The 17,513-nt window shown below is 71.8% G+C and carries 19 protein-coding genes and 2 pseudogenes; 12 read left to right on the top strand and 9 right to left on the bottom strand.

Annotated elements, in window-relative coordinates; genetic code table 11:
- Positions 1-32 precede the first annotated feature (32 nt).
- The 3 genes from AAT21_RS34450 to AAT21_RS13965 all read right to left on the bottom strand — a co-directional run bounded on the left by AAT21_RS34450 (position 33) and on the right by AAT21_RS13965 (position 4,152).
- On the bottom strand, positions 33-1,736 hold the full coding sequence (locus AAT21_RS34450) for a PKD domain-containing protein (protein WP_052757768.1): 1,704 nt from the start codon (positions 1,734-1,736) through the stop codon (positions 33-35).
- A gap of 721 nt (positions 1,737-2,457) precedes the next feature.
- Positions 2,458-3,600, bottom strand: a complete 1,143-nt coding sequence (locus AAT21_RS13970) for an ALF repeat-containing protein (RefSeq protein ID WP_157879681.1) — start codon at positions 3,598-3,600, stop codon at positions 2,458-2,460.
- A 117-nt stretch (positions 3,601-3,717) separates the two neighbouring features.
- Positions 3,718-4,152 (bottom strand): hypothetical protein, encoded by a 435-nt coding sequence (locus tag AAT21_RS13965; RefSeq protein WP_157879680.1) that lies wholly within the window; start codon positions 4,150-4,152, stop codon positions 3,718-3,720.
- A 54-nt stretch (positions 4,153-4,206) separates the two neighbouring features.
- On the opposite strand from AAT21_RS13965, the gene AAT21_RS13960 reads away from it, so the two are divergent.
- Positions 4,207-4,674 carry a hypothetical protein gene (locus tag AAT21_RS13960; protein WP_046776890.1) on the top strand — a complete coding sequence of 156 codons (468 nt, stop codon included), beginning with the start codon at positions 4,207-4,209 and terminating at the stop codon, positions 4,672-4,674.
- Positions 4,675-4,891: 217 nt separating this feature from the next.
- On the opposite strand, the gene AAT21_RS13955 is transcribed toward AAT21_RS13960, so the two are convergent.
- A complete protein-coding gene (locus tag AAT21_RS13955) occupies positions 4,892-5,164 on the bottom strand; it encodes an SH3 domain-containing protein (RefSeq protein WP_046777388.1) in 273 nt (90 codons plus the stop codon).
- 88 nt (positions 5,165-5,252) lie between these two features.
- On the opposite strand from AAT21_RS13955, the pseudogene AAT21_RS35515 reads away from it, so the two are divergent.
- Positions 5,253-5,590: pseudogene (locus AAT21_RS35515) on the top strand (DUF6596 domain-containing protein); the annotation flags it as partial.
- A 24-nt stretch (positions 5,591-5,614) separates the two neighbouring features.
- Here AAT21_RS35515 and AAT21_RS13950 read toward each other — a convergent pair.
- Positions 5,615-6,172, bottom strand: coding sequence for a pyridoxamine 5'-phosphate oxidase family protein (locus AAT21_RS13950; protein WP_046776889.1), 558 nt, complete (start codon positions 6,170-6,172; stop codon positions 5,615-5,617).
- 339 nt (positions 6,173-6,511) lie between these two features.
- Positions 6,512-7,876 carry an acyl-CoA synthetase gene (locus AAT21_RS13945; RefSeq protein ID WP_046776888.1) on the bottom strand — a complete coding sequence of 455 codons (1,365 nt, stop codon included), beginning with the start codon at positions 7,874-7,876 and terminating at the stop codon, positions 6,512-6,514.
- A gap of 227 nt (positions 7,877-8,103) precedes the next feature.
- Between AAT21_RS13945 and AAT21_RS13940 the strand changes: the two genes are divergently transcribed.
- Positions 8,104-8,568: an anthrone oxygenase family protein gene (locus tag AAT21_RS13940; RefSeq protein ID WP_200904380.1), complete on the top strand. Its 465-nt coding sequence runs from the start codon at positions 8,104-8,106 to the stop codon at positions 8,566-8,568.
- Positions 8,569-8,981: 413 nt separating this feature from the next.
- The gene (locus AAT21_RS13935; RefSeq protein WP_046776886.1) at positions 8,982-10,367 is read left to right on the top strand and encodes an MFS transporter; all 1,386 of its coding nucleotides are present in this window, start codon (positions 8,982-8,984) and stop codon (positions 10,365-10,367) included.
- Here AAT21_RS13935 and AAT21_RS39680 read toward each other — a convergent pair.
- Both AAT21_RS39680 and AAT21_RS38015 read right to left on the bottom strand, forming a co-directional pair.
- Positions 10,262-10,615, bottom strand: coding sequence for a helix-turn-helix domain-containing protein (locus tag AAT21_RS39680; RefSeq protein WP_046776885.1), 354 nt, complete (start codon positions 10,613-10,615; stop codon positions 10,262-10,264). The genes AAT21_RS13935 and AAT21_RS39680 overlap by 106 nt on opposite strands.
- A gap of 526 nt (positions 10,616-11,141) precedes the next feature.
- The gene (locus AAT21_RS38015; protein WP_167350577.1) at positions 11,142-11,297 is read right to left on the bottom strand and encodes a DUF6131 family protein; all 156 of its coding nucleotides are present in this window, start codon (positions 11,295-11,297) and stop codon (positions 11,142-11,144) included.
- A gap of 489 nt (positions 11,298-11,786) precedes the next feature.
- Here AAT21_RS38015 and AAT21_RS13925 point away from each other — a divergent pair, with 489 nt between their 5' ends.
- Positions 11,787-11,966, top strand: coding sequence for a CsbD family protein (locus AAT21_RS13925; protein ID WP_046776884.1), 180 nt, complete (start codon positions 11,787-11,789; stop codon positions 11,964-11,966).
- Between the two features lie 448 nt (positions 11,967-12,414).
- On the opposite strand, the gene AAT21_RS13920 is transcribed toward AAT21_RS13925, so the two are convergent.
- A complete protein-coding gene (locus tag AAT21_RS13920) occupies positions 12,415-12,738 on the bottom strand; it encodes a hypothetical protein (protein WP_046776883.1) in 324 nt (107 codons plus the stop codon).
- A 155-nt stretch (positions 12,739-12,893) separates the two neighbouring features.
- On the opposite strand from AAT21_RS13920, the gene AAT21_RS13915 reads away from it, so the two are divergent.
- From AAT21_RS13915 to AAT21_RS13895, 7 genes and pseudogenes are all read left to right on the top strand, one after another.
- Positions 12,894-13,244, top strand: coding sequence for a hypothetical protein (locus AAT21_RS13915; protein ID WP_046776882.1), 351 nt, complete (start codon positions 12,894-12,896; stop codon positions 13,242-13,244).
- 222 nt (positions 13,245-13,466) lie between these two features.
- Positions 13,467-14,666: an acyl-CoA dehydrogenase family protein gene (locus tag AAT21_RS13910; protein ID WP_046776881.1), complete on the top strand. Its 1,200-nt coding sequence runs from the start codon at positions 13,467-13,469 to the stop codon at positions 14,664-14,666.
- A gap of 145 nt (positions 14,667-14,811) precedes the next feature.
- On the top strand, positions 14,812-15,270 hold the full coding sequence (locus tag AAT21_RS13905; protein WP_046776880.1) for an RrF2 family transcriptional regulator: 459 nt from the start codon (positions 14,812-14,814) through the stop codon (positions 15,268-15,270).
- A 167-nt stretch (positions 15,271-15,437) separates the two neighbouring features.
- The gene (locus tag AAT21_RS39985) at positions 15,438-15,539 is read left to right on the top strand and encodes a putative leader peptide (protein ID WP_412180319.1); all 102 of its coding nucleotides are present in this window, start codon (positions 15,438-15,440) and stop codon (positions 15,537-15,539) included.
- Between the two features lie 297 nt (positions 15,540-15,836).
- Positions 15,837-16,060 (top strand): annotated as a pseudogene (locus AAT21_RS38915) (sulfate ABC transporter substrate-binding protein); the annotation flags it as partial.
- Between the two features lies 1 nt (position 16,061).
- Positions 16,062-17,031 (top strand): aliphatic sulfonate ABC transporter substrate-binding protein (locus tag AAT21_RS13900; RefSeq protein ID WP_235438782.1); only part of this gene is annotated, 970 nt, incomplete at its 5' end.
- A 33-nt stretch (positions 17,032-17,064) separates the two neighbouring features.
- Positions 17,065-17,513: ABC transporter ATP-binding protein (locus tag AAT21_RS13895; RefSeq protein WP_046776879.1), on the top strand; the 449-nt coding region annotated here is incomplete at its 3' end.

Here is a 17,513-nt window from a genome sequence, read left to right as displayed (position 1 = left end):
GGGGTGACGCGCGAGCGCGTCACCCCCTGGGGTCACTTCGACTGGTAGACGCCGAAGACGTCGAGCACCAGGTCGGCGTCCTCATGGCCCTGGTTCCAGAAGTTGATGACGCCGTGGTCGCCGTCGTTCGCCTGCACCAGGTTCGGCACGGTCGCGCCGGCTGTCCAGTTCAGGGTGGAGGAGACGGGTCGCGCCGCGGCGGGTGCGGCCGGCTCGCCCGGCGCGGGCAGCGCGGAGGGGCTCGGCGTCACCGAGAGGAACCCGGTGCCGCCGGTCTCGGTGACGGTGGCGTTGAGCACGTACGCCTCGACGCCCGCCGGGGCGTCGCCCTCGGGGGTGAACCCCTGCGTGATGTACTCCCGGGCCCGGAACCTGCCGCCGGTCCAGCCGTACTGCTCCACGCGCGTGTCGAGCGTCCGGAAGGGGGTGAAGGGCAGGAAGGCGGCCTTGCTCTCCTTGCTGTAGTAGCCGACGACGTCGACCACCACGTGGGTCGGCGACCAGGCCCCGTTGAAGATCTTGATCGTTCCGTCGGCGGCCACCGGCACGATCACGGCGTTGGCCACCGTCTGGCCGGGCACGAAGTTCAGGTTCGACGCGGTCGGAACCGCCCCGGTGCCGGAGAAGGCGGTCAGGTGACCCGGCCCCTGCGGTTCGGTGACCGTGACGTTCAGGGCCACGGCCGTGATGTTCTGCGGCACGCCCTGCTGACCGCCGATCAGGGTCGTGAAGGCGCTGCGGGCGCCCAGCATGCCCGGGGGCGCGCCGACGCCCTCGCGGGTGTCCACGAACCGGGCGGGCGTCATCGAGGTGTACCCGCTGTCCGAGGCCCGGGTGAAGTAGCCGGTGACGTCGGCGATCAGGTCCACGGCGCTCCAGCCGCCGTTGAAGAGCTCCACGTAGCCGTCCTCGCCCACCGGCACGATGACCAGGTTCGGGACGGAGTGTCCTGCCGTGTAGTTCAGGTTGGAGGTGACCGGGCGGTCGTATCCGGTGCCGGGCCAGGCGGTGATGTGGCCGCTGTCGACGGTCTCCGTGACGGTGACGTTGATGGCGACCGCGGTGACCCCGGCCGGGATGGCTGCGTTCCCGGCCACCTTCACGCGGGCGGAGCCCTGCCCGGGGACCTTGGCCGGGGGCTCGCCGGTGCCGGTGCCGTTGCGGGTGTCGAGGAGCCGGGTCGGGACGTGCGGGGTGAAGTCGGCGCCCGGGGTGAGGAAGGCGCCGCCGTTGGTGGCCTGGACGGCGTTGGCGGCGTCGGTCACCTTCACCTGCACCTGGTACTCGCCGGACTTGTCGTACGTGTGCGAGTGGTGCAGTTCGGCGGTGCCCTGGGCGGTGACCGTGTCGGTCTTCCCGTCGCCCCAGTCGATGACGACGTCGAGCGCGAAGTCGGCGCTCGTGATCAGGGTGGTGAGCTGGATCCCGTGCGCGGTGTAGCTGGTGCCGCTGACGTCCACGGCGAGGGCGGGGTTGGCTCCCGCGTCGAGTGCGGCCTGCTCGGTCGACGCGGCCTGGGCGGTCTGCGGTGCTGCGGTTGTGGTGTTCGCCTTGGTTTTCCCCTCGGTGGCGGGCAGGGTGGTACGGACCGTGCGGTCCGCGGGGCTGTGGAAGCCCTGGGACGTGGATGCTCTGCTGATCGCCTCGGCCACGCCGGCCGCGACGGGTACGGGATCAGCCGCCTGCGCGGTGCCCGGGATGATGCCGAGACCGGCCGCCACGAAGGCAGCGGTCATTACGAGTCGGTGATTGCGCACCGGCCCCCCAGTTGTGGTGATGAGCGAAGAGGGGCCACCGTATGGAAGGTTCCGGCCAAAGGTCACGGGCTTCCGGCGCGGTTCACTCCATAGGGGCCAATGCCCGCCGGTTGTACGGTTTGTGATCGACAGGCGGCCTCGGTACCGGGGCCGGCGGCGCGCCGCCGGAAGCGTTCGGTCCGTACGCACGCGGGAGGACGTGTCCCCGGGCGCGGGGACGAGCGGGCCCGAGTACGGCGCGGGCGGCGGCCCCGGTCTTGCGGTGGACGCGGCTCAGGTGGAACTCGACCGTCCGCGGCCTGAGGTACAGCCGGGCCGCGACGGCGACCAGTGCGAGGTGTCCACGCGTCCGGCGGCCCCTCGGTGGCGTCGGTGGCGGCCGGCATCTCACCCTCGCAGGTCTCCCCCAGGGCGGCGATGGCGAGGATGCCGGCCTCGGCCACCTCGTCGCCGCGGTGCCGCTCCGTGAGCGCGCACAGGTGCACGGCCGAGGTCGGCGCCGCAGCCGTGTCCGGTCTGCCGGTCTGCCGGTCTGCCGGTCTGCCGGTCTGCCGGCTGCGACGGTCAACAGCAAGGGGTCACGGGACATGGCCGGGCTGGCGGTGGCGGTGGCGGCGCGAAGGGGGAAAAGGCGAAGGGCCGCCACCCAAGTGCTTGGGTGGCGGCCCCTGCTGCGCGAACGCGCGGCGGGCGGGCCGGGTCAGCCCGCCGCTCCGGCGCGACGCATCCGGGCTGCGAGCAGCAGCCCCGCGCCGGCGACGAGCGCGGTGCCCGCGCCGCCCGCGATCATGGTCGTGTTGTCGCCCGCGCCGGTGGCGGCGAGGGGCGCGCCGTTGCCGCCCTGGGCGGTGACGGCGGAGTTGCCGGAGGCGGAGCCGCTGCCGGTCGACGTACCGTTGCCGCCGGCACCGGAGCCGTTGCCCTGCCCCTGGTCGTCCTTGCCCGTGTCGGGCTTCTCCTTGTCCTTCGCCGCCTGGTCCTTGGCACGGGCCTCGTGCTGGCCCGTCTTCAGGAATTCGGCCCGGTCGGCGGCGGTGCCGGCCAGGGCGGCGCGGCCCGCCTTGACCAGTTCGGGACCGCCACCGTCGATGATCTTGGCGATCGAGACGCGGTTGTCCTGGTCGCGCAGCTCGTGCTGGGTCACCTCCAGGAAGTGACGCAGCTCGGCCGGGGTCGGCGATCCGTTGAGGAGCTTGCTGATCGCCTCGCTGAGGATCGGGCCCTGCCAGCCCTCGTCGATACGGGCGAGCTCGACGCGGTCGTCGGAGGCCTGGGCGAGGTACCGGCCCGTCTTCAGGAAGGCGATGCGGTCGGCCGGAGTGCCCTGGAGCGCCTTCTTGCCGGCCTCCTTGACCGCGGTGCCGCCCGTGCTGATGATCCTGGAGATCTCGACCTCGTTGTCCTGGTCGCGCAGCTCGTGCTGGGTCACCTCGTAGAAGTGCTGGAGCTGTTCCAGGGTCTCCCCGCCCCGGAAGAGCTTTTCGATGCCTTCCTTCAGGCCGGGCCCGGCATCGTGGGAGAGGCGGAGGATCGCCACACGATAGTCGTCGATGCGGATCCTGTGCTGGTCGACCTCGATGAACTTCCTCATGGCCTGCGGGCCGTCGGCGATGGCCTTGCGGCCGGCTTCCTTCATGTACTCGCTGGCCATCGGGTGAGCGATGATCGCGAGGATGGTCTTGCGGTCCTCTTCGGCCTGGTCGGGAACGGACTGGTCCGGCGTGGTCGGAGCCGGCTGGTTGCCGGCGGCCGGAGCGTCCGAACCGGCGGCGAACGCCGGTGACGCGATGAGGACGGCCGGAGCAAGAGCGGCGGTGGTGACCGCTGCGGCAATCCGGGACAACTTCACAGACAAAACCCCCTGGAAACGTTTCTTCGCACAGAAGACGTCCGACCTGCGCAGATGGTTGCCCTGATCCATCGTTTTTCATCACCGCGCCTGGCATTTTCGGAAAGCGGTTCAGTCCTCCCAGGGGACGAACCTGGCGAGCGCAGCCCAGTCCAGCGGACGCACGATCGCGGCCAGGCGGGCGAAGGGATCGTCCGCGGCCGTCTGGAACCACATCACCCTGAGCTCCGTGTGCCCCGGCTGCGCAAGGCCCACGGGTGTCCACCACGACGTCAGGCGCGCATGGGCCGCCTCCCGCGGCAGCCACTCCTCGGACCGCTCGGCAACGTCGGCTCGGATCTTCTCGAGGTCGTGCACATACAGGTGCGGGGTCGCCGCCATCGCCTTCTCCACGGCCTGCAGACGGAAGCGGCGGTGCAGGTGTGGCGTCCCCTCCAGCATCCCCTCGCGATCGTCACCTACCGAGAGCGCGCGAAGCTCGGCCCGCACCGCTCCCACCGCTCCCACCTGATAGCCGCGCAACCCGTCGTCGCTCATCCGTGTCATGGCCCAGAGCGTACGGGCGGGGGTGCGTCGCGGCGGTGCGGGAATCATCGTGGCATGGATGCAGCCGTCACGAGCCTCGTCGCCGTCTTCGCGGCACTGGCCGGATCCACCCTGACCTTCCTCTTCCAACGGCACATCGCCCGGCAGGCGGAGCGGTTCACCCGCGACCAACAGCTCCGGCACGAACGGCTGGGCGCCTACGGCGCCTTCGCCGCGGCAGTCACCGACTTCCGCCGGAGCCAGAACGACCGCTGGCACTGGGAGCAGGCCGACCCGGACAGTCCGCAGTTCGTCAGCGCTCGTGCGGAGTCCTACCAGCGGCGGGCGGACTCGACGGCGGCACTCTGCCGGGTGCGTCTCCTCTGCGGCGACTCCGGCCTGGCCGAGCTGGCGCAGGACGCCCTCGACGCGACGGCGCGGATTCACGGGGCGCGGGACGAGCAGGACCGGTCGGGGCGGGGCGAGGCGGCGCGCCTTGCGCTCGACCGGTTCCTCAACAGCGCCTCACCGCATGCCCGTTGACCCTACGGTCGCCAGATCGGCAGCAAGGAACGGGCCGGCGGGATCACGGGCCACGAGGCCCGACGCAGGCGCTTCCGCGACCGTCAGGCCCTGGTCGAGGTGGCGACCGGCACGGCGATCGTCGCCGTGTTCCCGGCCCCGGGGGCAGCCACCGGCTGCCCCCGGGCGGCCCAGGGCTTGTCCCCAAAGGTGGACGCGGGCGGTTCGAGGACCGGCTTCAGCCCTGGGGGGAGGACGGTTTGACGTCCTTGGACAGTGGTACCTCTCCGGTGTTGTCGACGTGGCGGGCGGCGACCCATACGGCCTTGTCGCGCAGCAGGTACCAGATGCTGTTGCCGTCGATGGTCTGGGCGTGCACCTTGCTGTGCAGGCCGATCTCGGCGCCGTGGTTGAGGTTGCCCACGACGGAGGAGTCCGTGCTCGGGTATTGGCGCAGGTTGACGCCGGCGGTACTGACGACGGTGCCGAACGGCTGGGGCGGACGGGTCATCGTGACCTCCAAGGGAACGCCGGAGTGGCGGGACGGAGTCCGGCATTGAACGGGTTGACGGCACCGTAGGTCCCGACACCTGCCGGGGCGTCGGAGGCGTGCGGGGGCGCAGCACGACTGGCCCACGGGCATCATTCCGATGGTGGTGTCGGCCGCCCGGACCGCCGCCGACGGCGGTCCGGTGCCGCTCGCCGAGCAGGACCGCGTCCGGTGGGACAAGGCGATGATCTCCGAGGGCGTCGTGGTGCTGCAGGCGGCCATACCGCGGTGGCGGCGTACCTCCACGAGCGCAACGGTGACCCGGCGACGGCGGCCCGGTTGTACGCGGAGGCGGCCCGGAAGGCTCCGAACCTCGCCGAACGCGACCATCTGACGCGCCAGGCCGCCCGGATCAACACCCGGCTGAACGCCCGCCGGTCCGGCTGAGGGATCGGGTGTGGGTGTGGGATTTCAGAAGGTCCACCGTGTGTGGCTGTAGACGCCGTCGTCGCGGCCGAAGCCGTACGCCGTGGTCGGGGTCACCGCGAAGGCCACCGCGGCTCCCTGCCGGAGCGCATCGTCGATCCCGTGGAAGGTGCCCTCGGACGAGGTGACGTGCGGGCCGTACTTCGCCTCGTACGCCGTGATCACCTCCTCCAGCCGGGCCGGATCGGCGACCCGTTCCGCCCTGCCCTCGATCACGAGGTCGAGGCCTTCGGTGAGCGCATTCCCTCCGGTGGTCAGCGCGCAGTGGCCGTCGTGGGCCAGGTTCTTCGCCTTCTGCTCGCCCGGTCCCGTGGAGAAGTACACGGCCCCGTCGTGCCAGGCGGCGATCACGGGGGTGACGTGCAGGCGGCCGTCGGGCCGTACCGTGGACAGCCAGAAGATCTCGGCCGCCTCCAGGAGCCGCCGGGCCTCGGCCCAGTCGGTGGCGGTGACCTCGGAGGCACCGGGGCGGGGGTTGAGCGCGGAGCTGTAGCGGGCGTCGAGTTCGGCCGTGGGCTGCTGCGCGGATCCCTGGGACGGCATCGTGGATCTTCTTCCTCTCCGCCGTTCGGCTGCCGAGGGGGAACGAGAACGAGTTCGTGCATCCTCGCCCGTGGGCGTGCCCGCCGACGCGGTACGCGACCGCCGACCGGGCCGGGGTCACCCGGCCGGCCGCGTAACCGGGTCACCCGGCTGGCCGCGTAACCGGGTCAGCCGACCGGCCGCGTAACCGGGTCAGCCGACCGGCCGCGTGCCCGGGTCAGCGGCGGTCGGCGAAAACCTTCAGCCATGTGCCGTCGGGGCGCCGGGTGGCGTCGGCCACTCAAGGGAACACGCTGACGAGGCGCGCGCCGCGCCGGAATCGGGTTTTCGCGCGGGCGGTCACGTGGGGTCGGGGGCGGCTCCGTCCAGGAGGAGGCGCTTCTGGGGCTTGCCCATCGCGTTGCGGGGAACCGCCTCGACGAAGCGGACCTCGCGCGGGCGCTTGTGGACCGACAGATGGGCCGCGACGAAGTCGGTGAGCTCGGCTCCGGTGACTCCCTCGGCGACGACGAACGCGACGATCCGCTGGCCGAGATCCGCGTCGGGCACCCCGACGACGGCAGCCTCCCGCACCCGGGGATGGTCCAGCAGCGCGTTCTCGATCTCGCCCGCGCCGATCCGGTACCCGCCCGACTTGATCAGGTCGGTGGACGCGCGGCCCACGATCCGGTGCACGCCGTCCTTCTCGTCGGCGGCGGCGATGTCACCCGTACGGAACCAGCCGTCCTCGGTGTACGCGGCGGCGGTCGCCTCGGGCCGGCCCAGGTAGCCGGAGAAGAGCGTGGGACCGGTCAGCTGGAGTTCCCCGATCTCCGCGCCGTCCTCGGCCGCGATACGGGTGGTGATACCGGGGAGCGGGGTGCCGACCGTGCCAGGGTGGAGGTCGCCGCCGGCCCGGCCGCTCACCGTGATCAGCGTCTCCGTCATCCCGTAGCGCTCGACGATGCGGTGTCCGCTCGCCCGCTCGATGTCCCGGAAGACGGGCGCGGGAAGCGCGGCGCTGCCCGACACCAGGAGCCGGGCCCCCGACAGGGCCGCCGCGGCCTGCGGCTCGCGGGCGATGCGCGACCACACGGTCGGCACGCCGAAGTACAGGCTGCCGCCGGCGGCAGCGTACGCCTCGGGCGTGGGGCGGCCGGTGTGGACGAGGCGGCTGCCGGTGCGAAGCGCACCCAGGACACCGAGGACGAGTCCATGGACATGGAACAACGGCAGTCCGTGGACCAGGGTGTCCTCGGCGCTCCACTGCCAGGCCCCGGCGAGCGCGTCCAGGTCGGCGGTGATCGCGGCGCTGCTGAGAACCACGCCCTTCGGGGCGCCCGTGGTGCCGGAGGTGTAGAGGATCAGGGCGGGGTCGTCGGGTGTGCGTACGGCGGCCGGGTCGGGAGTCCGGTCCGAGCGGCGGACGAAGTCGACCTCGATGGTGCGAGCCCCCGAGTCGCGCAGGATGCGCCCGCGCTCGGCCGGACCGGCGTCCGGCGGCAGGGGAACGCAGGGCACGCCGGCCAGCAGGGCTCCCACCACGGCGGCCACGGTCTCCAGGGTGGGCGTCGCGTTCACCGCGAAGGCCGGCACCCCCGACTCGGCGAGATCGACGGCCACCTGGCGGGCAGCCCCCAGGAGTTCCTCGTAGGAGGCGGTACGTCCGGCGACGGTGACGGCGTCCGCGCGGTCCCCGTGGACACCGGTGAGGGCGGTCAGCATGGCGGGCGGCTCCGTTCGGCGGTGACGGTGAGGGTGAGGATGCAAGGTGCTGGGAGGTGACGTGCCGGTTCGGTCAGCCTACGCGGGCGCAGACCGGTTCCCGGCACCCTATGATCGGCGGGACTTGACCGTTCGGAGACACCGTTCTGACCTGCTCGGCCGGCACGGCCTGCTCGGCCTGCTTCTCGATCCCGGGGGTTCACGTGGAAACGGCACGGTTGGCGACCATGATCGCCGCAACGGTCACCATCGGCTGGATGAGCGGCCTCTTCTACGGATTCTCCGTATCCGTCATGCCGGGGCTCCGGGTCGCCGCCGACCGCACCGCCATCGAGACGATGCAGCGGATCAACGTGGCGATCCTCAACGGCTGGTTCCTGCTGGGGTACATCGGCGCGCTCGTCTTCAGCGCGGCCGCGGTCGTCCTCCACGCCGTCGGCGGCGGCGGGCGGGACGCCCTGGGGCCGCTGATCGGCGCGCTCGTCGCATACCTCGCGGCGATGGTCGTGACGGCCCGGATCAACATCCCGCTGAACAATGCCCTGGAACAGGCCGGGCCCGTCGACCGGATCGAAGACCCGGCGGCGGTCCGCCGCGCCTTCGAAGCGCCGTGGGTACGGGCGAACGTGTGGCGGGCCGTACTGTGCACGGTCTCCCTCGGCCTCCTCGCCTGGGCCCTGGCCCTGCGGTGACCGACGGCGGCTGACGGGGCCGGCGGCGGCGAGCCGGGTGCCCGGCGCGCGCACGACGGGCGGCGTGGGCGGCGCGGGCGGGCCGGGCTGTGCGGGCGGCGCGAACGGCGACGGTCCGGCAGGCATGATGGACGTCCTCTCTCCAACGGTGGTGCTCTCCGGGCACGAACGCCCGACCCTGACAGCAACCGACCCGCATCGCAGACGCGTTAGGGAGACGCGTGAGCGAATCTTTGGCCGCCGCTCCGTCCCGCTCTTCAGCCATCACCGAGTCGGTGTGACCCCCGCGCCGCGGAACTCCCCCGTGCGGAACTGCGGACGGTCGTGGGGCGCCCCACAATGGGGGGAGGGCGTGCGTGCGGCCGTTGTCGGCCGTGCAGCCGCGATCTCGTCGGCCGAGAGGAACCGCCCTCATGCGCGCTGAGTCTTCGCCGGCCGCGCGACGGAAGGGGGCCTTCGTCGCGGTCGCCCTGGCCCTGTTCTGCATCCAGCTCGACTTCTTCGCGCTCAACCTCGCCCTTCCCGGCATCGCGGCGGAGCTCGGCATCACGGCTTCGGCCGCGCAGTGGACCCTGTCCGCGTACATGCTCGCCATCGGCTGCTTCTTCATCGTCGGCGGCCGGGTGGGGGACGTCTTCGGTCGCCGGGGCACGCTGCTGGCCGGGACGGCTCTGTTCGCCGCCGGTTCCGTGGGCTGCGCGCTGGCTCCCGGGCTCGGACCTCTGGTGGCGGCACGGGTCGCGCAGGGTGTGGGCGCGGCGTTCGTCTTCCCGGTGTCCGTGTCCGTGATCACGAACACCTTTCCCGAGCAGACCCGGGCCCGGGCCCTGGGCGCGGTGTTCGGCGTCGCGAACATCGGGACCGCGCTCGGTCCCTTCGTGGGCGGAGGGCTCACCGAGGGGCCCGGCTGGCGCTGGATCTTCTGGCTGATGGCACCGCTGAGCCTGGTCTCGCTGCTGATAGCGCTCGTGTACGTACCGGACTCGCGCGACACGTCGGCGCCGCGCCAGCTCGACCTCCTCGGCTGCGCCCTGATCGTGTGCTCGCTGGCGACCCTGACGCTGGCCGTGGAGCGCGGGGACGCCTGGGGCTGGGAGAGCGCCCGTACCCTCGCCTGCTTCGCGGTGGCCGTGGGGGCGGGTGCGCTGTTCTTCGTACGGGAGCGGCGCGCCCGGCACCCGCTGGTCGATCTGCGGCTGTTCCGCAACGTCCCGTACGTCCTGGTCACCGGGATGGGCTCGCTCACGAACATGGGCTATGGCGTCACCGTCTTCCTCGCCACGCTCTACCTCCAGGGCGTACGCGGGCTCTCGCCGCTCCTGGCGGGCACGGTGTTCCTGGCCCCGGCTCTGCTGGTGGCGGTCAGCGGGCCGCTCGGTGTGCGGCTGGCCCGGCGCATGCGGCCGACCGCGGTGATGGCGCTGGCCGGGGCCCTCGCGGGTACGGGGATGTTCGTGCTGGCCGGGGTGGACGCGTGGTGGCTGTACGTGCCGGTGTTCGCGTGGTGCGGCCTCGGTCTGGGGCTGGGCTGGACCTACTCCAGTGTGGCCACGCAGCAGGTCGTCGCACCGGCCAGGGCGGGCGAGGCATCGGGCGTACTGCTGACGTTCCTGGTCACGCTGGGTGCGATCGCCCTGGCGGGGACGGCGGCGGCGATCTCTGCCATGACCCCGCAGCGGCCGCCCGAGGAGGCCTACGACGTGATCCTGCGCCTGGGCGGGGTGGTGATCGCCGCGGGGGCGCTGGCGGTCATGGCCGTACGCCACCGGCTGGTGGCGCCGACGGGGCGTCGGCCATGACCACCGGGTCTGCGGGGTGTCCGGCAGGGCGGTCGGGCCGCCGCGCCGGACGGCGTCACGAGGGCGGCCTCGTACGCGAAGACGACGACCTGGACGCTGCCGGAGAGGCCGGACTCGGCCATGGCGCGGTTGAGGTGGCTCTTCACGGTGGCTTCGCCGGGGAAGAGCCGCCGGGCGATGTCCGTGTGGGCGGCTCCGGTGGCCACGAGGCGCAGGACGTCGCGTTCGCGGCCGTCATGGTGTCCCATTCCGGGGAGATCGCCCTCGGCGACGCCGTTACCGGGTGGTAGGTCTCGCTCAAGCGCCCGAGTACCGGACGTACTTGGGCGCCCCGACAACGCGGCGAGGTGCGTGCCGGGCGTCGCGGGCCAGGCGGGACTTCGCCGACAGGGCCCAGTCCCCAGGGTGGACCCGCTCGACGGCCCCGGCGACAATCCGGGCCCGCGGTGCGTTGTCGGGCCCGGCGCGGGCAGGTGCGCTACATGGAGACACCGAATCAAACACGGTTACCGCAGTTCGGCGCCTTCCGGGAACGGAGGGCCCTGCGATGAATACGAGCTTGGGTGCGAGCGTTGCGAACGCGCCGGTCTGGGTCCACCTGGCCGTGATGGCGGCGGCGATCCTGATCCTGGTCTACAACCTTGCCCGGGACGGCCGGTAACGGCTCATAGCGGCGTGGACGCCGTGCTCGGCGAAGCGGGCCGGGGCCCTCGACAGGCCGAGGCCTGCCCGGTCGTGATCAACCGGGCAGGCCCGATTCGGCCACGTCCCGGACTACCAGTAGTGGCGCCGGCCACCGACCGCGTGCCCGACCGATCCCATGATCCACAGCGCCGCGCCCACCACGAGCAGGATGACTCCGAGGGTCCACAGGACGGAGACCCCGGTCAGAAATCCGATGAGCAGCAGGATCAACCCGACGGCAATCATGAGTACCTCATTCTCGTGTTGGAGTGTCGGCGGAAGGGTTGGTTCCGCCGTGGCGCTTCAGACGGCGTGTGCCCGCGAAAACCGCGCTTATCTGTGCTTGTACGCGATCCACCGCAACGGATTGGAACGCGTTCGGCAGGGCAGACGCAGGAGCGCGCCGACGGCGCGGCACCGCTCTGGAGGACACGGACAGTGAGGTGAGAGGTGTATGGACCGGAAGGTATCCGAAGAGGAACCCGAGGGCTCCGGGCCCACGCCCAGGAAGCCCGACCCGACCCCGCGGGATCCCGCGCACGCGCAGCGCGCACCCCGGCCGGGTGAACCGCGCCCCCGTCCCGTACCCCGCCCACCGTCTTCCGGCAAACGGCCGACGGTGACCGAGCCGCCCGACTAGGGAGACGAGCCGGACGGTCCAGTGCGCGTTGCGGGTCACCCGCGGCGGACGCATGGTGGGCAGTGCATTCCCCCACAGGCAAGGAGCACTTCGTCATGAGCAAGGCAAAGGGCAAGGCCAAGCAGGTCAAGGGCAAGCTCAAGGAGACCGCCGGCGACGCGATGGACGACAAGCGCATGCAGGCGGAAGGCAGCGCCGAGCGGATGACCGGCAAGGCCGAGGAGATGGCCTCGGAGGCCGCGGACCGGACCAAGAAGGGCATGCACAGGTCCTGACCGCTGCGCCGGCGCACCCGTTGCACCGACGCACCGCTGCACTGGCGCCACGCTGCGCCGGTGCGCCGCGCGAACCGGCTGAGGAGGGCCGGGACCGTCACACCGACGGTCCCGGCCCTCTCCCGCTCCCCCCTCCCTCCCGTATCCCCCGGCGCCGGGCTCGCCCGGCCCCTGCCCCGACAACATGGCCGGTACACGACTGGCGCACGGCCGGAACGGAAAATGTTTTCCGTTGACGTCTGTCGGGCGGCCGTTCGCTGGGAATGCTGCGTGTGATCCCCCGCCCCTCCCCGACGCCCCGGACGCCCCGGACGGCGTCGCACACGCACGCCGCGCGGGCAGCCCAGGACCTCAACCGCGCGCACTGGGAGGCGGCCCAGGACCTCGCGGCGGCATCGGTGGTGGCACCGCCCGACCGGGCTGAGGAGGCCGCGACCGTCCGACCGGTTCAGGAGGTTGCGGCCCGGCGGTTCCTGCGGGCGGTGAGCTGGCCCTGGACGTAGGCGTCGGTCTCCGTCGCGTACGGGCCTCCGTGGTCGAAGAGCAGGTCGGTGATGCGTCGCCATTCGGCCACCTCGGCGCGGGTGCCCGAGTCCGCCGCGGCCAGGTCGCCCGCGGATCGCTCCACCGCGTCCTGTGCGGCCTCCAGTTCCTCCGCGGTCTGGTGGTGCGTCATGCCCGTGGCCCGTCGACGTACCCTGTCGCGGGCCGCGCGCTCCTCTGGGGTCGGCTCGTGCGGTTCGTTCGTCGCGGTCTCGGTGTCATGCGTCATAGCTTTGGTTCGCCTTCCGTCACCGGCCCGTTCCGGCCCCTCGCTCACCCTCCCGCCTACCCGTACCGGCCTGTTTCATCTCCGGTCCCTCCCTTGCCGTCCCAGCCCTGCGGTCCCGGCCCGGGCCCGGGACGGCCCTCCTCCAGGAGTCCTCCATGACCCGCACGACTCGCTCGCTCGACGGCCTCGTCTTCGTGCCCGTGGCCGACCAGGCCCCCGGTCAGGTCGGGCGCCTGACCCGGTTCGAGTACCACGAACGCGACGGCCTCGTCTGGGCCGACTACCAGGGCGGAGACGTGGTCAAGGGGCACCTGATCGGCACGCGGGCGAAGGACACCGTCGACTTCCGGTACGTCCAGCTCCGCCTCGACGGCACCACCGCCTCCGGGCACTGCACCTCAGTCGTGACCGAACTCCCCGACGGCCGCCTGCGCATGGAGGAGAGCTGGACCTGGGAATCCCAGGAGGGCAGCGGCACCAGCACGGTCGAACAGCCGCCGGCCTGACCCCACGACAGGACCCGACCAGCGCGTCTCTTCTCCCGAGACGACCCTGTCCACCATACGGGCGCCACCTTGTCGAGAGGACGGCCTTCGGCGAGTATCCCTATCAATCCGATAGGGAACGTGGGATTGCGTTCGCCGTGCGGCGCCAGCCCGGTCTCCCGCGTTCCACACATCGCCCGGCAACCGGCCGCGGCCACCCGACAACGCCCCGGAGCAGCCCGCATGATCACCGCCGACCGGTCCGCCGACGAGCCCCGCGCGCTCCTGCGTACCGCCCGCGACGTGGCGGACGACCTCGCCGCGGACGCCCTCGTACGTGAGCAGGCAGGCCGGCCGCCGACCGACGAACGGACCCGGCTGCGCGAGGCCGGGCTGCTCGCGGCCCTCACCCCGCCCTCGCCCGGCCGCGGCACGGACTGGCGTACCGGATGCGCCGTCATACGTGAGGTCGCCGCGGCGGACAGCTCCGTCGGGGACGTCCTCGCGCGTCATTACGTCCACACCTGGAGCGGCCGCTTCTACGCAAGTCAGCACCAGGCGAACGCACTTGAGGAGGCGTCGGTGCGCGAACAGTGGCTGTGGACCGGGGCGGTCCGCGCGCCCGCCCCCTCACCCGCACCCACCGAGAACGGCGACGACGGGGCGGACCTCACCCTGAGGCCCCGCAACACCGGTTACGTACTGGACGGACGCCGGGCCGTCGACACGGCGGTGGCCGTCGCCGACCAGATCGTGCTGGACGCCGTCTGCGCCGTGACCGGTGACATCCTGGTCGTGCGGCTCTCGCCCCGCGCGCGGGGCGTGACCGTCGAGGCCGCGCACGACCGCCTCGGGCAGCGCGTCGCCGGCGCGGGCGAGGTCGTCCTGGACCGCGTCACCGTCACGCCCGGCCAGGTGCTGGGCCGCCGCCCGCACGACGAGGAGTCCACCGCGCCTTTCACCGCGCTGGCCGAGCCGGCCCTCCGGCTCGCCCTGTGCCACGTCGTCCTCGGCATCGTCGAGGGCGCGCTCACCGAAGCGCGCGACCTCAGCAGGGGCGGCCGCGCGTACCGGCTGCCCGGTGAGGACCCGGACCTGCTGCTGACCTATGGGGAGCTCGCCTCCGCCGCCCACACGGCCATGGCCGTGGTCGACCGGGCCACCGAGACGATGGCGCAGGCGCTCGGCGTAGGCACGCATCTCGACGCCGAGGAGCCCGCGGGGGTCGCCGCGCTGGTGGCCACGGCCGAGACGGTGGCCTCGCGCGCCGCCCTGCACATCACCGCGCGGGTGCTGGAGCTCGCCGACGCCCCCGGCCTGGACCGCTTCTGGCGCAACGCGCGCGTCCTGACGGCCCACCGGCCCGTCGCGCACCGCCTGCGCTCCATCGGCGAGCACTACCTCAACGGCTCGCACCGCGCGGTGGCGGCCGCCTTCCGCTGACGGACCGATGGGCGGGGGCCTGCGGCCGAGCCGCTGTGCGCCCCTGCGCCACCGCGAGCGCCGTGACCGCCGGGTACCGCGTCCGCCCGGTGGTCCGGCGCCCACCCGCACGACGCGGGCCGAAGCCATGCGGGATAATGTGCGCATGCGGATCTCAGCCAGGGCGGACTACGCGGTACGTGCCGCACTGCAGCTCGCAGCGTCACAGGACGACGGGCCCATGAAGGCCGAAGCCATCGCCGACGCCCAGGACATCCCGCACAAGTTCCTCGAGGGCATCCTCAACGACATGCGCCGGGGCGGCCTCGTCCTCAGCCAGCGGGGCGGCAACGGCGGCTACCGGCTGGCCAAGCCCGCCACGTCGATCAGCATCGCGGACGTCATCCGCGTCGTGGACGGACCGCTGGTCTCGGTACGCGGGGTCCGTCCCCCGGACCTCTCCTACACCGGTCCCGCCGAGTCGCTGCTCCCCCTGTGGATCGCCCTGCGGTCCAACGTCCGCGAGATCCTCGACGGTGTAACCATCGCCGATGTGGCGACATCCGACCTGCCGACCGACGTGTCCGCGCTCGCCGACGTTCCGGATGCCTGGACCAACCCCTGAGTCGGGCCTTCCATCGAACCACCCATCACCCCTCCCCACCTGCGGTTTCTCGTTATGTGAGACTCGCGCGTCCAGCATATGAGCCACCCCTTGGGGTGAGTGACGCCGTTCTGCCAAGATGCCTATCAGCCAGGTAGGAAAACTAGGGATTCAGGGGTGAGGTGACCATGCGCATGCCGCATCACGCGGGCCTCCTCCTGCCCCGTCTCACCACCCGTCGGCACATCGATCTGGCCCGAACCTCCAGCGCCATCTGTCAGCCTGTCTGACCCGGTGCGCTTCGCCGTCCGCTCTTCGTGCAGCCGGATGGACGCTCTCGGCTGACCTCGCCGCCCGCAGCACCTTCGAGCGCTGTGTGGGATGGACGGCGGCTCGACATCCGCCCGTCGGCATCCGCGACACCTGGCCCGCCTCCCCGCCCACGACGACGGTCCGGCCGGCCGGCGACGGGCACACGCGTGCCGACGACCGCGCACCGCGCACTTCAGCGACTTCGCATCCTCGCAACTCCGCAGCACCAACAGCTCCGCACTTCCCGAAGACCCTCCCCGTGAAAGGACACCTCCGTGTCTGCCGCCAGACCGCTCATCAGCCTGCGCACCATCGCCGTCACCGCAACGCTCCCCCTCCTCCTGACGGCCTGCGGCTACGGCTCCGAGGCGAAGAAGGAAGACGACAAGACCAACGTCGCGGCAACGGACGGCAAGAAGCTGTCGGCGTCCGAGGTCCGGATCGGGTACTTCCCGAACCTGACGCACGCCACCGCGCTGGTCGGCCTGCAGGAGGGCCTNGAAGCTGTCGGCGTCCGAGGTCCGGATCGGGTACTTCCCGAACCTGACGCACGCCACCGCGCTGGTCGGCCTGCAGGAGGGCCTGATCCAGGGGGAGCTCGGTGGTACGAAGGTCAAGCCGCAGTCCTTCAACGCGGGCCCGTCGGAGATCGAGGCGCTCAACGGCGGTTCTCTCGACATCGGTTTCATCGGGCCTTCGCCGTCGATCAACGCCTATGTGAAGTCCAGGGGTTCGAACCTGCGGATCGTCTCCGGCTCCGCCTCGGGCGGCGTGAAGCTGGTGGTGAACCCGGAGAAGATCAAGACGCTGGACGATCTGAAGGGCAGCAGGATCGCCACCCCGCAGAAGGGGAACACCCAGGACGTCGCGTTCCTGAACTGGATCGCGGAGAAAGGCTGGACGGTCGATCCGGAGTCCGGCAAGGGTGACGTCTTTGTCGTCCGCACCGACAACAAGGTCACCCCCGACGCGTTCAGGCAGGGCTCCATCGACGGCGCCTGGGTGCCGGAGCCCACCGCCTCCAAACTCGTCACCGACGGCGGTGCGGTCCTCCTCGACGAGACCGCACTGTGGCCCGACAAGAAGTTCGTGATCACGAACATCATCGTGTCGCAGAAGTTCCTCACAGCCCACCCCGACGTCGTCGAGGCCGTGCTCCGCGGCACCGTGAAGACCAACGAGTGGATCAACGCCAACCCCGAGAGGGCCAAGGCCTCCGCCAACACCAAACTCGCCGCCGAGGGCGGCAAGCCCCTGGACGCGAAGGTCATCGACCCCGCCTGGCAGAGCATCCTCGTCACCGACGACCCGCTCGCCTCCACCCTCAAGGCCCAGGCCGACCACGCCGTCAAGGCCCAGCTCATCGAACAGCCCGACCTGGCCGGCATCTACGACCTGACGCTCCTGAACAAGGTCCTCAAGGCCGCCGGCAAGCCCGAAGTCTCCGACGCCGGCCTCGGCACCAAGTAACCCCCCGTCCAGCAAACCCAGGAGGTGACGACCATGGCCACGACCCTTGCCAAGGCTGCCGACGGCACGGTGGCACAGCACACGCACGCCGCCCGGATCGAGCACGTCTCGAAGTCCTTCCCCGGCCCGGCCGGAACACAGCTCGTCCTGGACGACATCAGCCTCGATGTCGCCCCCGGCGAGTTCGTCACCCTCCTGGGAGCCTCCGGCTGCGGAAAGTCCACCCTGCTCAACCTGGTCGCCGGCCTCGACCGGCCCACCACCGGATCGATCCAGACCCCCGGCGGCCGCCCCGCCCTCATGTTCCAGGAACACGCCCTGTTCCCGTGGCTGACCGCGGGCAAGAACATCGAACTCGCCCTGCGGCTGCGCGGCGTGGCCAAGGCCGACCGCAGGTCCGAGGCCGAACGCCTCCTGGAACTGGTCCGCCTCGGCGGCGCCCACGGCAAACGCGTCCACGAACTCTCCGGCGGCATGCGCCA

This window comes from Streptomyces yangpuensis, from assembly GCF_001005295.1.
Taxonomy (GTDB): domain Bacteria; phylum Actinomycetota; class Actinomycetes; order Streptomycetales; family Streptomycetaceae; genus Streptomyces; species Streptomyces yangpuensis.
This window is presented reverse-complemented; position numbering and strand designations above follow the sequence as displayed.

Bases quoted from the DNA above. Each gene is read 5' to 3' on its own strand.
- AAT21_RS13920 (WP_046776883.1), bottom strand. From the start codon at position 12,738: ATGACGCATGACACCGAGACCGCGACGAACGAACCGCACGAGCCGACC.
- AAT21_RS34450 (WP_052757768.1), bottom strand. From the start codon at position 1,736: ATGACCGCTGCCTTCGTGGCGGCCGGTCTCGGCATCATCCCGGGCACC.
- AAT21_RS13905 (WP_046776880.1), top strand. From the start codon at position 14,812: ATGCGGATCTCAGCCAGGGCGGACTACGCGGTACGTGCCGCACTGCAG.
- AAT21_RS13910 (WP_046776881.1), top strand. From the start codon at position 13,467: ATGATCACCGCCGACCGGTCCGCCGACGAGCCCCGCGCGCTCCTGCGT.
- AAT21_RS39985 (WP_412180319.1), top strand. From the start codon at position 15,438: ATGCGCATGCCGCATCACGCGGGCCTCCTCCTGCCCCGTCTCACCACC.
- AAT21_RS13945 (WP_046776888.1), bottom strand. From the start codon at position 7,876: ATGCTGACCGCCCTCACCGGTGTCCACGGGGACCGCGCGGACGCCGTC.
- AAT21_RS13950 (WP_046776889.1), bottom strand. From the start codon at position 6,172: ATGCCGTCCCAGGGATCCGCGCAGCAGCCCACGGCCGAACTCGACGCC.
- AAT21_RS13960 (WP_046776890.1), top strand. From the start codon at position 4,207: ATGGATGCAGCCGTCACGAGCCTCGTCGCCGTCTTCGCGGCACTGGCC.
- AAT21_RS13965 (WP_157879680.1), bottom strand. From the start codon at position 4,152: ATGACACGGATGAGCGACGACGGGTTGCGCGGCTATCAGGTGGGAGCG.
- AAT21_RS38015 (WP_167350577.1), bottom strand. From the start codon at position 11,297: ATGATTGCCGTCGGGTTGATCCTGCTGCTCATCGGATTTCTGACCGGG.
- AAT21_RS13925 (WP_046776884.1), top strand. From the start codon at position 11,787: ATGAGCAAGGCAAAGGGCAAGGCCAAGCAGGTCAAGGGCAAGCTCAAG.
- AAT21_RS13955 (WP_046777388.1), bottom strand. From the start codon at position 5,164: ATGACCCGTCCGCCCCAGCCGTTCGGCACCGTCGTCAGTACCGCCGGC.
- AAT21_RS13935 (WP_046776886.1), top strand. From the start codon at position 8,982: ATGCGCGCTGAGTCTTCGCCGGCCGCGCGACGGAAGGGGGCCTTCGTC.
- AAT21_RS13915 (WP_046776882.1), top strand. From the start codon at position 12,894: ATGACCCGCACGACTCGCTCGCTCGACGGCCTCGTCTTCGTGCCCGTG.
- AAT21_RS39680 (WP_046776885.1), bottom strand. From the start codon at position 10,615: ATGGGACACCATGACGGCCGCGAACGCGACGTCCTGCGCCTCGTGGCC.
- AAT21_RS13940 (WP_200904380.1), top strand. From the start codon at position 8,104: ATGATCGCCGCAACGGTCACCATCGGCTGGATGAGCGGCCTCTTCTAC.